The organism is Candidatus Avedoeria danica (genome assembly GCA_016703025.1).
In the GTDB taxonomy this organism is placed as follows: Bacteria; Chloroflexota; Anaerolineae; order Epilineales; family Epilineaceae; genus Avedoeria; species Avedoeria danica.
The window spans coordinates 2048047-2062917 of the sequence record JADJCV010000004.1; the positions used below are offsets into that span (position 1 = coordinate 2048047).

The window sequence follows — 14871 nt, forward strand, 5'->3', positions numbered from 1 at the left end:
ATCCCCCCATGCGCGTCGCCATGCTCTCCAAGGCCCTCGTCGTCGGCGCCTACCAGCGCAAGTGCGCCCTCATCGCCGCCCACGACGACATCGACCTGATCGCCCTCGTGCCGCCGTTGTGGCGCGATGACGGGGTGGAACGGCGGCTCGAAGCGGTTGAGCCTGACGGCTACCGGCTCGAGGTTCTCCCGATCCGCCGACCGGGCGACTTCCACCTCCATCACTACCCCGACCTCGCGGCCCGACTCCGCCGCCTCCGCCCCGACCTCGTCTACCTCGACGAGGAACCCTACAACCTGGCGACGTTCCTCGGCGTGCGCGCCGCGTCCCGCGTCGGGGCCAAGTCGATGTTCTTCACGTGGCAGAACCTGAACCGGCGGTACCCGCTGCCGTTCCGCGCCTTCGAGCGCTACGCCTACCGCACCGCCGCCGCCGCCATCGCCGGGTCCGCGACCGCCGCGTCCGTCCTGCGCGCCAAGGGCTTCGGGTCCGACGTCGGCAAGCCGATCTGGACGATCCCGCAGTTCGGCGTCGATGCGGAGGCGTACTGCCCCCCCGCTCCCCCCCACCCGCTGCGCGACGTCGTCGCCGGCCACCTCCACATCGGCTACGCCGGCCGCCTCGTGCCCGCCAAAGGCGTCGCGGACGTGCTCGACGCGATGAAGGCGCTGCCCGAAGCCGTGACCCTCGAGATCGTCGGCGCCGGCCCCGACTTGGCGCGGCTCACGCGCCAAGTCGATGCGCTCGCCCTCGCCCACCGCGTCACCTTCACACCGTGGCTCGCCAGTGCCGCCATGCCCGCGTTCTACCGGCGCATCGACGCCCTCGTCCTTCCGAGCCGATCGACGCCCCGCTGGGTCGAACAGTTCGGCCGCGTCCTGACCGAGGCCATGGCGTGCGGCGCCGTCGTCGTCGGTTCGGACTCGGGCGAGATCCCGCACGTGATCGGCGACGCGGGCGTCGTGTTCCCGGAGGGCGATGTCACCGCGTTGTCCGCGGCGCTCCGACGCCTTGCCGACGACGTCGACGAACGCAGCACCCTCGCGGCCGCCGGCCGACAACGCGTCGTCGACCGGTTCACGATGCAGGCCGTCGCCGACGCGACGGTGGCGGCGTGGCGGGCGGTCATGGCGGGGGCGTGAGGCCGTACGAGCGATCGGGCGTCCGCGACAACTCGACCCAGTCCGACCCATCCGACGCCGACGCGAACCGCGCGCCGTCACAGGCCAACGGGTGAGCATCACGCTCCGCCCGCCCGATGATCAGCGCCGCACGGGCCCCAACGCCGCGCGCCGCGAGCGCGGTGAACGCCGCATCCCCCATTGCCTCGAACGCCGAGACCAAGCGCCGCCCGTGCGGCACGGATGCGCCTTCGACCTCGACCGCCAGATCGGACATCGTCTCGTCGCTGGCGTGGAAGCCCAGCGCCTGCCCAGCCCGTACGACGACCCCCTCGTCCACACCGACTTCCCGTCGCACGTGGAACACGACGACGGTGTAGCGCGGGTCCACGGCCGACCGAATGCGAATCTGATCACCCGCCCACTCTTCCGTCACGCCCACGACGAGCCCGTCCAACGGCGACACGACCTGGACCGTCGTCCACGGCGGCCGGTGCGGCCGGCCCGGCTCGCCGCCGGTGAACTGGAAGTAGTGCTTCATGCTCCGGCAGCGCTCGATGCCGTCGCTGTAGTCGTGGCCGACGCCGGACCGGAAGCGGCTGATCCGGGCGACGCGGTCGAGCGGCACGTGGAGCTGGGCGACGATGACGTCGTGCCGGGTCGCCACGTCCCGCCGCCCACAGCCCAGGGCGACGATCGCCCCCGCCGCGAGGACGGCAACCCGCATGAACCGCTTGGCACAAGCGCCGTGCATCGGTACCCTCTCTCCCAGCGTGCCGTCCGCGCAACGAGCGCCCCCGCCCCGGATGAGATTACCAGATGTCCGACCCCTTCACCTTCGGCGGCCCGATCGTCTGGCGTCCGACACCCGCGCACATCGCCCGCGCGAACCTGACGGCCTTCATGGCCGCCAACGGCATCGTCGTCGACGGCGCCGACAGCGGGGACCGTGTGAGCGACGCCTTCGACGCCCTCATGCGGCGCAGCACGGACGACGTCGCCTGGTTCACGGACGCCGTCCTCCGCTGGCTCGACATCCGCTTCGCCACGCCGTACACCGACGTCGTCGACCTCGCCCGTGGCATCCAATGGCCGGACTGGTGCGTCGGCGGCCGGATGAACGTCGTCCACAACTGCTTGGACAAGCACGCCGGCACGGCCACCGATGCGCAGCCCGCGCTGATCTTCGAGGGCGAAGAGGGCGCCGAGCGCACCCTCACCTACGCCGAGCTGCGCGCCGAGGTGAACCGCGCCGCCAACGCCCTCACCGCGCTCGGCCTCGGCAAGGGCGACGCCGTCGGGATCTTCATGCCGATGGTCCCGGAGATCGTCGTCGCGTTGCTCGCGATCGCGAAGATCGGCGCGATCGCGCTGCCCCTGTTCAGCGGCTACGGCGCCGAAGCGATCATCGGCCGGCTCGTCGACGCCGACGCCAAGGCGATCCTCACCGCCGACGGCGCCTTCCGCCGCGGCAAGCCCAGCCCGATGAAGCCCGTCGCCGACGATGCCGCCGCCTCGATCCCGACGCTCCGGCACATGATCGTCCTCCGCCGCACCGGCCAGGAAGTGGCGATGACACCCGGCCGCGACCACTGGTGGCACGACCTCGTCGCGTCCCAATCCGACGACGCGCCGACGGCCGATACCGCCGCCGAAGACCCGCTCATGCTCATCTACACCTCCGGCACCACCGGCAAGCCCAAGGGCGCGCTGCACACGCACTGCGGCTTCCCGGTGAAGGCCGCCCAGGACATGGCCTTCGGCACGGACGTCCACGCCGGCGACCGGATCTTCTGGATGACGGACATGGGCTGGATGATGGGCCCGTGGCTCGTCTTCGGCTCGTTGTTGCTCGGTGCGACGTGCGTCCTGTACGACGGCGCGCCGGACTTCCCCGGCCCGGACCGCATCTGGTCGCTCGTCGCCCGCCACACCGTCGATGTCGTCGGCCTCTCGCCCACATGGGTCCGCGGCCTCGTCCCGCACGGCGACGCGCCGCACGCCGCGCACGACCTCAGCCGCGTCCGCGCCTTCGCCTCGACCGGCGAGCCCTGGAACCCCGACCCCTGGCACTGGCTCTTCGAGCGCGTCGGCCAAGGGCGGGTGCCGATCATCAACTACTCCGGCGGGACCGAGATCTCCGGCGGGATCGTCATGGGGAACCCGATCCTGCCCCTCAAAGCGTGCGCCTTCAGCGGCCCGTGCCCCGGCATCGCCGCCGACGTCGTCGACGAGGCCGGCCGCTCGGTCCGCAACGCCGTCGGCGAGCTCGTCATCCGCGCGCCGTGGATCGGCATGACCCGCGGCTTCTGGAAGGACCCCGACCGCTACATCGAGACCTACTGGTCCCGCTTCCCCGACGTCTGGGTGCACGGCGACTTCGCCGCGATCGACGAGGACGGCCTGTGGTACATCCTCGGCCGTTCGGACGACACGATCAAGATCGCCGGCAAGCGCCTCGGCCCGGCCGAGGTCGAGTCCGTCCTCGTCCACCATCCGGCCGTCGTCGAGGCGGCGGCGATCGGCGTGCCGGACGACGTGAAGGGCAGCGCCCTGGTCTGCTTCTGCGTGCTGCTCGCCGGCGTGGAACCGTCCGAAGCCCTCCGCGCCGAACTCCGGGCCGCCGTCGTCGCCGCCATGGGCAAGGCGCTCGCCCCCAAGGCCGTTCTCTTCGCCGCGGACCTCCCCAAGACGCGCAACGCCAAGGTCATGCGCCGCATGGTCCGCAGCGCCCACCTCGGCCTGCCGCCCGGCGACACGTCGTCCCTCGTGAACCCCGACGCCGTCACCGCCATCGCCCACGCGTCGTGATCCCACCCCCAACGCATTGCCCCCCCGCCCCCACCCCCGTATAGTTCCCCCCCATGTCCCGCTCGCCAGCCCGGCTCCGCGTCGGCCTCAACGCGCTCCTCCTCTCGCTGTCCGATGATCACCGCGCCGCCGGCATCCACCGCTACATCGTCGCCCTGTTGGATGCCCTCGGCCGTCGCGGTGACGTCGCCGTCACGGCGTTCACCGCCGACGCGCGGGCCCGTCGCGTCCTGCCGCCCGCCATCGACATCCACCTGGCGCCCGCCTGGACGCGTCGGCGGAGCCTGCGGATCGCCTACGAGCAGCTCGCGCTGCCGCTCGGCCTCCGTCGGCGGCACGTCGACGTGTTTCACAGCGCCGCGTATGCCATGCCCGCACTCGGCGCTCCGCCGGCCGTCGTCACCGTCCACGACCTTTCGTTCGTCCGCGTGCCCGAGACGTTCCCGCGCCGCCAGGCCCGCTACCTGACGGCCGCCACGCGCCACGCCGTGCGCCACGCCCGCGCCCTCATCGCCATCTCGGACTTCACCCGCCGCGAGCTCATCGACGCCCTCGGCGCCGATCCGAGCCGCGTCCACGTCGTCCCCAACGGCGTCGACGCCGCTTTCGCCCCGCCCCGCCCGGCCGAGATCGCCGCCTTCCGCCGGCGGACCGGGCTGCCGGAGCGGTACGTGCTTTCCGTCGGGACGATGCAGCCGCGGAAGAACTACGGCGTGTTGCTGGAGGCGTATGCGCGGCTGCGGGGGGCCGAAGGCGGCGTGGGCGGAGCATCAGCAAGTGGGGTCGACGCTCCGCCCGCCCTCGTCATCGCCGGTGCGCCGGGCTGGGGGAACAGCGACGTTGCCGCCGTCGCCGACCGCCTGGGCATCCGGGGGGACGTCGTGCTGCCCGGCTTCATCGACCAAACGGACCTGCCGCTGCTCTACGCCGCGGCCGACGTCTTCGCCATGCCAAGCCGCTACGAAGGCTTCGGCCTGCCGGCGCTCGAGGCGATGGCCTGCGGCACGCCGGTCATCGTGAGCGATGCCGGCAGCCTGCCCGAGGTCGTCGGGGATGCCGGCCTCACGGTTGGGCCGGACGACGTCGCCGGGTGGTCGGCGGCGCTTCTGGCGCTTCTCACCGACCCAGCGCGGAGAGCGTCGATGTCGGCGCGCGGCCAGGCGCAAGCGGCACGCTTCAACTGGGACCGCACCGCCGAGCTGACCGTCGACGTCTACCGGACAGCCCTCGAACACCCGACCGGGCAGTTTGGTGCCCACCCGCCAAGCATACTCCCCCTCCCCCAGTCTTGGGGGAGGGGGTCGGGGGGAGAGGGCCTTGGGCCGCGGGCTGGGGACCTCCGCAGCCGACCCACCATCGACGGCCGTCAATGACATCCCCCACCCCCGCATCCTCCCCCCGCCCGTGGCTCCGCCGCCGCCTCGTCCTGCCGCTGGCCGACTTCGCCGCCGTCCACCTCGGCTGGTACCTCGCTTACGTCGTCCGCTACCGCTTCGAGGTCGGCGGCGACATCGGTCCGTCCAACCTCCTGCCATGGTCCGTCTACCAGCCATGGGGCATCGTGCTGGCGGCGATGATCGTCGTGCTGTGCGCGCTGGAGGGGCTGTACACCCGCCGCCGCAACACACCGTGGTTCGAGGTCGTCTACGAACAGGCCACGAGCACGATCGTCGGTGTCGCGATCCTCACGATCGTCCTGTACGGCGTCCGCCCGCTCGCCCAGTCCCGCCTCATGCTGCCGTACGCCGCGGTGGCCACGGTGCTCGTGTTGGCGCTCGTGCGCGTCGGCGACGGCGCGTGGCAGCGCTGGCAGCGGCGGCGCGGGATCGGCGTGCAGCGCACGCTGATCGTCGGGGCGGGCGAGGCCGGGCGGGCGGTCATGCGCAACCTGCTGGCCCGGCCCAGCCTCGGCTACGACGTCGTCGGCTTCCTGGACGACCATCCGGACAAGCTGGACAAGGCGATCGGCCGGTGGGCGCCGCTCGGCAGCACGCGCCAGCTCGGGCGGCTGCTGCGCGAGGGCGGCGTCGACCTCGTCATCCTGGCGCTGCCGTGGACGGCCAGGGAGCGGATCGCGCACATGGTGGCGGACTGCGAGGCGCGCGGCGTCGGGGTCCGGATCGTCCCCGACCTGTTCCAGCTAAGCTTGAACCGGGTGGACAGCGACGCGCTGGGCGGCGTGCCGCTCCTGGCCGTCCGCCAACCGGTCATCCAAGGCTGGCGGCTGCGGCTTAAGCGGGCGATCGACGTCGGCTTTTCGCTCGTCTCCCTCACGCTCACGGCGCCCGTGCTGGCCCTGACGGCGCTCGCGATCCGTCTCGAGGGCCCCGGCCCGATCTTCTTCCGCCAGACCCGCGTCGGCCGGCACGGACGCGACTTCACGTTCTTCAAGTTCCGCTCGATGGTCCCGGGCGCCGAGGAAGTGCTGCCGGACCTTCAGGCCCACAACGAAGCCGAGGGTCCGATCTTCAAGATGCGCGCGGACCCACGCGTGACCCGCGTCGGGCGCTGGATCCGCCGGCTGTCCATCGACGAGCTGCCGCAGCTGCTGAACGTCCTGAGGGGCGACATGAGCCTCGTCGGCCCGCGGCCGCCGCTCCCGTCCGAGGTCGCCAGCTACCAGCCGTGGCACCGTCGCCGGCTGGACGTTGCGCCCGGCATGACGGGCTTGTGGCAGGTCAGCGGCCGGAGCAAGCTCACGTTCGACGAGATGGTCATGCTCGACCTCTACTACGCCGAAAACTGGTCGCTCATGCTGGATCTGCGGATCCTGCTGCGCACCGTGCCGACGGTCCTCCTCGGAACCGGGGCGTACTAGTACTCTGTCACTGCGGAATCTCCGGCCTCCTTACTCTGCCGGGCACCCCAGGCACGTCCGGTGGCGGGGCACCGGCGCGTTCCACAATCGCGCGACCCGGCTACAATCCATCGTCCGAAGACCGACGATCCGGAGCGGGGCGACGATGCCGACCTACGAATACGTGTGCGACGCCTGCCAAGCCGAGTTCGAGCGCGTCCAGCGCTTCAGCGAGGACGCGATCCGCGACTGCCCGGTCTGCGGCGCGCCCAAGGCCCGCCGGCGGATCTCGGCCGCCGGCATCGTGTTCAAAGGCAGCGGCTGGTACCTCCACGACAGCAAGCGCTCGTCGGCCGGCAAGCCGGCGGCGTCCAAGGACGGCGGCAAGTCGGGCGATGGCGACGGCAAGCCGGATGGCGGCGCGAAGGGCGACGCTGCGGCAGGCGACGGCGTCGCGAAGGGCGAGAACGCAGCCAAGGGCGACGGGGGCGGCAAGGCCGATGGCTCGTCGTCCGGCGGCTCGGGGCCGTCATCCGGGGACCCGTCGCCGCCGACGGCACCGTCGTCCCCATCCGGTGCCGGGCCGGCGGGATCGTCCGGATCGGCGGGGAGTCCTACATCTGGAACGAGCTCTCCCACGGCACGATCCGCGACGTAAAGTCGGTCACGTGCTCCTCGAGCTTGTCCCGCAGCGTCGCCCAGCCGTCCGAGGCCAGCGCCTGCTTGATCACCTCGGCGTCCTCGGCCACCCAGCCGACGATCACCTGCGGACCCTCGCCGTACATCGTGAACCACGAGTCGACCGGGTGCAGGCCGAAGGCCATCAGGCCCGGGACGAACTCCTTGGCGTGAAAGGCCACGTATGCCTGCTCCTGGCCCCGGATGATGTTCCAGGTCATGAGGAGCTTCGAGAACTGCATGCGCTGCTCCGGGCAGAGGTCGTCGGGACGGTCGATTATAGCCCTCCGGCGGGGCAGGCGGCCATCCCGCCCCTCTATCCTCCGCCCGCCGCGCACGGTTCAACCCGATAACGACGTCCCGTCCGCCCCGGAGAGCGACGCATGATCCCCCCACCCCAACGTCCTCGCCGCACCGTTGCCGGCCCCCCCATGGCCGCCGCCATCGCCGTCGTGCTCGCGCTTTCATCGGCGAGCCCGTCCGCGCCGCCCGCGCGCGCGCAGACCCAGCCGCCGCACTTCGAGGACGTCACGCTCCTCTCCGGCGGCCACCACGTCTTCGCCAAGCTCACCGGCGTCGACGAGAGCACGCCGACCCGATGGGTGGAGGCGGCCCTCCTGCCCCGCCCCGGCGCGTGCACGGCACCGGCGTGCGATCCCGACGCCCCCCGCGCCACGGCCCACGCCGCCACGATCTACGACGGCAGCCTCGAGTTCGCGTTCGTCACGGCCGGCCCGTTCCAGCGCCGCCCGGTACGGCTTTCCCCGGGCGACCGCGTCCGCCTGCGCACGATCGACGTCGGCGCGCCCGCCGAGGCCGTGCCGACCGTCGGCGACCTGACGGTGACCGCCGTCGACGCCGCCGCCGACCGCCTGACGGGCACCGGACCGGCCGGCGCGCGCGTATCGATCACCGCCAACCGGCCGGACGGCGCGTTCTCGTTCACGAGCGCAATTGTTGGCGCGGACGGCACGTGGACGGCCGATCTGGCCCGCAAGCTCGACCTCGTGCCGGGTGCGAGCGGGGCGGTGACGGCCACGGCCGAGGGCGTCGTGACGCAGGCGTCGTGGAGCGTGCCGCGGGCCGTCGTGCGGCTGGGCGACCCGGTGATCGAGGTCAGCGGGCAGTCCGGGGACCGGATGGATGCCGCGCTGAGCTGTCACAGTGCGTGGGCGCAAGCCACCGGCACGGCCATCGCATGGCGCGGCGGCAGGGCGCCGACGAACCTCGTGCTGCGCGTCGACGACGGCGACGGCTGGCCCAGGGTCTTCCCGGTGCGCGCCGGCTGCCGACAGTTGACGTTCGCGCCCCCTGCCCCCGCGTCGCCTCTTGTCGCCCCGCTGCCGGCGTATCTTGCGTTCGACGTCGGTGCCGATGTGCTCCGTTCGCACGGACCGTGGCCGAGCGGACGGTATGCGATCTCGGCCGCCGGTGTCCGGCGCACCTTCGAGGTCCCGGCCGGGGCGTCGGATTGGGAAGTGTCGCTCGCCGGCAGTGTCGACCTGACCTCAACCCTGCCGGTCGACGTCGTCACCGACGACGAGACGGCGCCCATCGCGTGGTCCGTGCGCGCCATGCCGTGGGAGGTCGACGCCGTGGACCCGGCCATCGTACGCGTCCGCGGCCGCGGCACGGCCGGCACCGGCGTCTGGGTGGACGTCGATGCCGACGATGAGGTCGACGGAGCCGGCGTCGTCGCCGCGGACGGCACCTTTGAGATCACCGTCCGCTCGGGCTCCGGCGCGCCGATGCCTCTCCGCGCGCGCACCGTCATTCGCGCCGGCGTCTCGCAGGAGAGCGAGTCGCTGCCCGGCGGCTCGCTCGCCGTCACGACCTTCACCGCCGCCCCCCTCCGTGCCGCCGCCCTCGCGAACCGCGACACCGTCCACGGCACCGCGCTGCCCGGCGCGCGGATCACCGTCCGCGTCGGCGGCGACGGCGACGGCCGCTCCATCGACGTCGCCGCGGGCACCGACGGCGGATGGGAAGCCGACTTCACGGACATCGCCGACCTTGCGCCCGGGCTACCCGTGGCCGTCGAGGCGACCGCCGGCGACGGCTACCGCTCCACGCTCAGCTTCCCGGTCTTCCGCGCCAGCGCCCAGGTCGGCGGCGACCGCGTCGTCGTCGAGGGCCATCCCGGGCTCGCGGCCACCATCGAGGTCGCGCGCGGCGGCGAGATCATCGGCGGCGCGATGTGCACCGTTGGCGATGACGCGGCGCCGTGCATCGCCCGCGTCCGTGCATCCGACCTCGCGATGCCGCTCGCCCTCCGCCCGGACGACGAGGTCGTCGTGCTGCCGAACGAGGGCGCGACGGCGAGCTTGCGGCTCGTCCCGTTCAGCGCCCACGTGGACACGAGCGCCCGGAGCGTCGTCGGCAACTGCCCGCCGAACGGCAGCATGCTCGTCCGCTTCCGCGCCCCCGAAGGATCGCTCGCGCCGTTCGACTCCTCGACGACGGCCGACGGGAACGGCGTCTGCGACTACGAACTCGCCCGCGGGGAGTGGGAGCTCATGCAGCCCGGCCTGACCGCCGAGCTGATCCATCCGCTCGCCGACGGCCATCGCCTGTTCTCGACGGGGGTGTACGAGCACGTGCGCCTGGTCCACAATGGCCCGATCGAGGGCCTGGCCGAGCCCTTCAGCGTCGTCACGGTGACGCTCAGAAGCGCTGCCGGCGTCGACCGCCGCCTCTACTCCGTCCGCGCCGACGGCGACGGCCACTGGACGTCCGACTTGCCCGGCGCGAACCGGACTGCCCATCGCCCTGAGCCCGGCGGAGCGCTCGTCGTCGACGACGGTCGCCGCCGCCACGTCCTGCCCTACACGCCGCTCGTCGGTTGGTGGGACGATCGAACCGGGTCCGTCGTCGGCCTGACGTCCCCCGACCAGCCGGTGAAGATCGTCCACGATCTCACGGCACAGGCGGACGGGCGGTACGGCTCGTGCCACGGGCCATCCGACTTCAGCACGGCCGCCGACGTCGCCGACCCCCTCGGCACGTTCGCCTTCACCGCCCCCCCCGCCGACGCCTGTGCCGTCGGCCGCGCCGAACTCGCCGCCGTGCTGCCGTCGGGCGACGAGGTGCGATTCCGGCTGCCGACGGACGTCCGGCCGGGCGGGCGGTTGTACCTGCCGATCGGACACGCGGCGCGGCCGTGACTGCCGCCCGCGAACAACTCTTCGACCGCGTCCTGCATCCGGTCCGTGTCGAGGCACGGCACGCCGGGCCCATTCGTCCGACAACGCGCCGTTCTTGGTCTTGGTGCGTTGGGGTTCGCCGGCCAGGGAACGGCACGCCGTGCCCCTACCATCGGTTGCGGCGTGGCCGCAGGACATCGCGCCACGAACGCCGGCTCACGGCACGACCACCGGGGTCGCCACCCGAATCTCCCGCTCCCGCCGCAGACGGCCGGGCCAACGCGGCTCAGCCTCCACCGAGGGCACCTCGTCCGGAAGCGTCAGCACGGCTCCGTCCGATGCCCCCTCCGGCACTGACACCGGCACCTCGGGCGTGATCTCGGACCGCCACCGATCGACGAGCGTGATCATCAGGCCATCGTTCTGGACGTCCCTCGGAAACAACTCCGGCCGCGGGTTCGTCGTCACCAGGAACGTCTCGCCGGCGTCGCCGCGCGCGGTGGGCAAGCGGACGACGAGGCCGCCGCGCCCGTCCGACGGTCCGGTGCGCAGCGCCTGGCGGAAACGCCAGCAACCGCTGGGGTACACATCGCCGCACGCACCCGCACCACGCCGTTGCGTGTAAAGGACGATCTCGAGCCGCGTGTCGGCCGGATATCCCGCCAACGAGACCGTCACGTCCTCTCCCGCCACGACCTCGTTCGGAGCGACGACGAGCCGCGGGCCGTCCGGCTGCGCGACCGGCACGGGCTGGAACGCCTCGACGTTGCCGTCCGTTGCGTACGCCATGTAGTCGCCGACCGGGCGCTCGGGTGAGACGATCCATCGACCGACGGCACAGCCGTTCCCATCCGCCGCGAGGTCGACCGCAGCCGCCTCGTCGCCGTGCGGATCGGCGACCCGCACATCGATCCGCGCGCCCGGCGCGAACCCGAGCGCCGCGACGAAGACCCGCGTGGCCAGCCGGACATCCTCGCTCACGATGACCTGCGGCCCGCCCGTGATCCGATCCGCGAACGGCCCGGGCAACAGGCAGATACTCTCGATCGTGGCGCCGCTGAAGGCGATCCGCGTGGCGTCGAGCAGCAGCTCGATATCGCCGTCCGGTACGTCGATGATCTCGAGGTTGCCGCCGCCGTCGCCATCGCCATCGGCGCCGGCCGGCCCCGCCGTCGGCGGATCCGTGGGCGAACCGGACGGCAGATCCGTCGGCGCGCGCCCGTCCGCGGCCAGGGTCAGCAGCGTGGCCGGGTCGTCCGCCACGGGCGAAGGTCCTCGCTCCCGACCGCCGATGTCCACGGAACCCCCCGCGTCGCCGCCCGAGTCGCCTCGCCCGCCGCCGCATCCGATGGTCGCCGCCGCGAGGACCACGAACAGGAGCCGCCCGATTGCCCGGCGCGGTTCGAATGCGCGCGCGCCCCGCTCCCGCCCGATCGCTCGCCGTCGCAACGGCCGGCGCATCCACACCGCTGCCGTGATCGTTCGAATGGCTTGCCTATCGGCCATGATCCGACCTCCCCGTGCGTGATGGCGCATCGCCCGTCACGGCGTGTCACCCGCCGCCGACCCCGTGATGATCCCGGTCGCCCCGCCTGTTCGCGTCTCTGCCGCGCCCGACGCGCCCGACGCACCCGACGCGCCCGTCGCCTCCGTGGCCAGCGGCGTCGGCGCCAAGCGCGTCGCCTCGGCCCGCGCCAGCGCGGCGGCCGTCGGCTCGGCGCGCGTGAGCAGGCCGGCCAGCGCCAACTGCAGATGGCCGCAGATCGCCGAGTTCACGCCGCGGACGAGATCGCACCCCGCTTCGATCTCTGCGCGCGCCAGGGCCAGCCGCTCCGCGCGGAGCAGCGCCGGGTCGTCCGTCCGCAGCGCGTGCACGTACGCCCGGATCCCGTGCGCCAGCGCCGCCAGCTCGACCATCGTCGGACCGGCGGTGTCGATGACGGTGGCGAGTTCGGCGTCAGCGGCGGCCCAGCGGTCCTCGATGCCCGTTCGGCTGACACAGAAGTCCACCCGCGCCAGACCGTAGCTGGCCTTCAGGCGGCTCCGCGCTTCCGGCGGCTCTTCGACGGCCGCCTCCGCCCGCGCGAACGCGGCGCGGGCGCGCGCGAGCCCGGCCAGATCGGCGCGTGCGGCCGAGCAGCCGGCGTGGGCGCGCTGGTAGACCACCTCGGCCAACCCGAGATCGGCGCGCGTGTAGCTTGCGTTGTCGGCCAGCGAAGCGCGGAAGTGCGCCTCGGCTTCGTCCAGCCGGCCGAGGCGGAGCGCCAGATTGCCGAGCCAGAGCTCGATGACATCCCGTCCCTGCCCCGCGGGCCAGTGCTCGGCCAGGCCGGCTGCCGCGGCCAAGTGCTCCTTGGCGCAGACGACATCGTGCACCGTGGCGCACGCCAGCCCCTTGAACGCGATGAGCAGCGCCTCGATCCGCGGCCGAACGCGCCGCGCCAGCTGGACCTGGAACTCCGGGCTGCGCGGGTCGCTGCCCTCCTGGCTCACCGGCGGGCCGAGCTCGAACCGCCCGGCCATCTCCTCGGCGCCGGGCAGGAGGAGCGGGTCGATGTAGAAATACGGCTGGAGCGAGCGCGCATCCTCCGACACGCGGCCGTACACCACGACCCGGGCGGCGATCCGGCGGGCCAGCGTCTCGGCGGGCGGCGACGCGAGGCCGGCCAGCCAGCCTTCCGCTGCAGCGCTCTGCGCGCGCCCGACGGCCTCGGGCGGCCGCACGCACGCACGCCACTCCAGGAACCGCCCGCACGCGTCCACCCCCGCCGCCTCGTCCGCGTTCACCACCGCGCGCACGTCGTCGTACACCGCCTGCGCCACGCTGCGCGCCGCCTCGGCCGGACCGTCGAACGCGGCGACGGCGATGCCGAGGTGCGCCCGCATCGGCTGCGGGTCGACGATCCGCGACAGCCACGAACCGGCCCACGCCCGCGACAGCCCGGCGGCCACGAAGACCGCTGCGACGGTGCTCGCGAACCAGAGCGTCGCACGCGGCACGCGGTCGGCCAGCTTGGGCACCACGGAGCGCAGCGTCCAGGGCCGGTCGTCGCCCGTCCAGGCGATGATCCGGCCGTCGTCGGCGCGCAGATAGCAGATCGGGAGTTGGGCGAGGTCGCCGGCGCCGCCGTCGAACACCACGGTCTGGCGGCGCACGTCGTTCAACGCGGCGTCCACGCCGCGGCCGCGGGCCAGCGCGCCGTAGAAGCGGCGGGCGAAGCGCACCGCGAGGCCGTCGGGCACGGTCGTCGGCATCCCGATCACGCACGGGATCCCGAGCGCCAGGACGTCGCGGGCCAGCCAGTTGGACAGCCGGGCGGCGGTCGTCGGCGGCGCGGCGCTGAAGCACGCGCTCAGGAAGACGAGCTTCAGATCGTTCTTGAACGGCTCGAGCGCGCCCGCCAGCTGCGCGCCCGTCACGAGGCCGGCATCGAGGGCATCCGGCGCCGAGTCGGTGTCGCCGCCGGCTGCGCCGAAGTTGTCGATGCCGCCGATGCCGCCGCGCTCAGCACCGCTGTCGCCGCGCCGCTCGCCGCTCCCGTCACCGTCCCCGTCCCGCTCGCGCCGCCGCAGCGCCAGCGCCACGCGGCCGTCCGTCGGCGACACCGCGCCGTGGCCGACGAAGTGGACGACGTGGACGCTCCGACCGGCGTCGCGTTCCGCCGCGAGCTTGGCCTCGAGCGCTTCGAGCGAGGCGGCGGTGAACGTCGTGAGGACCACGTGCCGCCGGCTGACGAGCCGGCGCAGCGCGGCCGCGATGTGGCCGGCCTCGGCCTCGCCCTGCAGGCGCGGCAGGTCCGGCTGTTCGGCCAGGACGACGAGGACCCGCAAGGGCGGCGAGACGGCCAGCGGCGCGCTCGGGCCGTCGAGGCCGAGCAGCTGGCGGACGAACGGCCCGTGCGTCGCCAGGAAGCGGCCGCGGGCCGGATCGTACAGGAGCTCCCACGGCTCGGACAGGAGCGCCGCCGCCCCATCGCCGTCGATCCGCAGCCGGAGCGCGAGGCCGTCGTGGCCCGCCAGCGTCCGCTCGTACAGGTCGCGCACGTCGCCCACCGGCAGCAACCGCTCGAACAGCGCCCGGCCGATCGCCTTCACGTCGTCCGACGCGCCTGCCGTGACGCGCCCGCCGACGCCGCCGTCGCCCGCGTCACCGCCGCCGGCCGCACGTTGGCCAACGCCGGATCCTGCCGCGCCCAACTCGATGTCGCCGACCGCCGTCGCGTCGCCGGGCGCCGTGACGACGATCCGGCCGGTCGGGCTGCCCTTGGACGCCGTGATCAGGACGGTCAGCGCCCCGAGCTTGCCGACGGCCACCCGCATG

General features: G+C 73.3%; 10 protein-coding genes. 6 read left to right on the top strand and 4 right to left on the bottom strand.

What is annotated here, in order from left to right; translation table 11 throughout:
- Positions 1-8 precede the first annotated feature (8 nt).
- Complete coding sequence (locus IPG72_11380; protein ID MBK6769586.1) at positions 9-1142, top strand: glycosyltransferase family 4 protein; 1134 nt, start codon at positions 9-11, stop codon at positions 1140-1142.
- Here IPG72_11380 and IPG72_11385 read toward each other — a convergent pair.
- Complete coding sequence (locus tag IPG72_11385; GenBank protein ID MBK6769587.1) at positions 1126-1875, bottom strand: hypothetical protein; 750 nt, start codon at positions 1873-1875, stop codon at positions 1126-1128. The two genes, IPG72_11380 and IPG72_11385, sit on opposite strands and share 17 nt — an antisense overlap.
- 65 nt (positions 1876-1940) lie before the next feature.
- Between IPG72_11385 and IPG72_11390 the strand changes: the two genes are divergently transcribed.
- The 4 genes from IPG72_11390 (at position 1941) to IPG72_11405 (ending at position 7387) form a co-directional block, all read left to right on the top strand.
- Positions 1941-3932 (top strand): AMP-binding protein, encoded by a 1992-nt coding sequence (locus IPG72_11390; GenBank protein MBK6769588.1) that lies wholly within the window; start codon positions 1941-1943, stop codon positions 3930-3932.
- Positions 3933-3985: 53 nt separating this feature from the next.
- Positions 3986-5305, top strand: a complete 1320-nt coding sequence (locus IPG72_11395) for a glycosyltransferase family 4 protein (GenBank protein ID MBK6769589.1) — start codon at positions 3986-3988, stop codon at positions 5303-5305.
- Positions 5302-6750, top strand: coding sequence for a sugar transferase (locus IPG72_11400; protein ID MBK6769590.1), 1449 nt, complete (start codon positions 5302-5304; stop codon positions 6748-6750). The genes IPG72_11395 and IPG72_11400 overlap by 4 nt, the downstream gene beginning before the upstream one ends.
- Positions 6751-6895: 145 nt before the next feature.
- Positions 6896-7387, top strand: a complete 492-nt coding sequence (locus IPG72_11405) for a zinc ribbon domain-containing protein (protein MBK6769591.1) — start codon at positions 6896-6898, stop codon at positions 7385-7387.
- Here IPG72_11405 and IPG72_11410 read toward each other — a convergent pair.
- The gene (locus tag IPG72_11410) at positions 7344-7649 is read right to left on the bottom strand and encodes a hypothetical protein (GenBank protein MBK6769592.1); all 306 of its coding nucleotides are present in this window, start codon (positions 7647-7649) and stop codon (positions 7344-7346) included. The genes IPG72_11405 and IPG72_11410 overlap by 44 nt on opposite strands.
- Positions 7650-7790: 141 nt before the next feature.
- On the opposite strand from IPG72_11410, the gene IPG72_11415 reads away from it, so the two are divergent.
- Positions 7791-10571 carry a hypothetical protein gene (locus IPG72_11415; protein ID MBK6769593.1) on the top strand — a complete coding sequence of 927 codons (2781 nt, stop codon included), beginning with the start codon at positions 7791-7793 and terminating at the stop codon, positions 10569-10571.
- A gap of 195 nt (positions 10572-10766) precedes the next feature.
- Here IPG72_11415 and IPG72_11420 read toward each other — a convergent pair whose 3' ends face one another.
- Both IPG72_11420 and IPG72_11425 read right to left on the bottom strand, forming a co-directional pair.
- Positions 10767-12056, bottom strand: a complete 1290-nt coding sequence (locus IPG72_11420) for a hypothetical protein (GenBank protein ID MBK6769594.1) — start codon at positions 12054-12056, stop codon at positions 10767-10769.
- A 36-nt stretch (positions 12057-12092) separates the two neighbouring features.
- The gene (locus tag IPG72_11425; GenBank protein ID MBK6769595.1) at positions 12093-14870 is read right to left on the bottom strand and encodes a CHAT domain-containing protein; all 2778 of its coding nucleotides are present in this window, start codon (positions 14868-14870) and stop codon (positions 12093-12095) included.
- Between the last annotated feature and the right edge of the window lies 1 nt (position 14871).

Coding starts and splice junctions, on each gene's coding strand:
- IPG72_11380 (MBK6769586.1), top strand. CDS start 9: ATGCGCGTCGCCATGCTCTCCAAGGCCCTCGTCGTCGGCGCCTACCAG.
- IPG72_11385 (MBK6769587.1), bottom strand. CDS start 1,875: ATGCACGGCGCTTGTGCCAAGCGGTTCATGCGGGTTGCCGTCCTCGCG.
- IPG72_11390 (MBK6769588.1), top strand. CDS start 1,941: ATGTCCGACCCCTTCACCTTCGGCGGCCCGATCGTCTGGCGTCCGACA.
- IPG72_11395 (MBK6769589.1), top strand. CDS start 3,986: ATGTCCCGCTCGCCAGCCCGGCTCCGCGTCGGCCTCAACGCGCTCCTC.
- IPG72_11400 (MBK6769590.1), top strand. CDS start 5,302: ATGACATCCCCCACCCCCGCATCCTCCCCCCGCCCGTGGCTCCGCCGC.
- IPG72_11405 (MBK6769591.1), top strand. CDS start 6,896: ATGCCGACCTACGAATACGTGTGCGACGCCTGCCAAGCCGAGTTCGAG.
- IPG72_11410 (MBK6769592.1), bottom strand. CDS start 7,649: ATGCAGTTCTCGAAGCTCCTCATGACCTGGAACATCATCCGGGGCCAG.
- IPG72_11415 (MBK6769593.1), top strand. CDS start 7,791: ATGATCCCCCCACCCCAACGTCCTCGCCGCACCGTTGCCGGCCCCCCC.
- IPG72_11420 (MBK6769594.1), bottom strand. CDS start 12,056: ATGGCCGATAGGCAAGCCATTCGAACGATCACGGCAGCGGTGTGGATG.
- IPG72_11425 (MBK6769595.1), bottom strand. CDS start 14,870: ATGCGGGTGGCCGTCGGCAAGCTCGGGGCGCTGACCGTCCTGATCACG.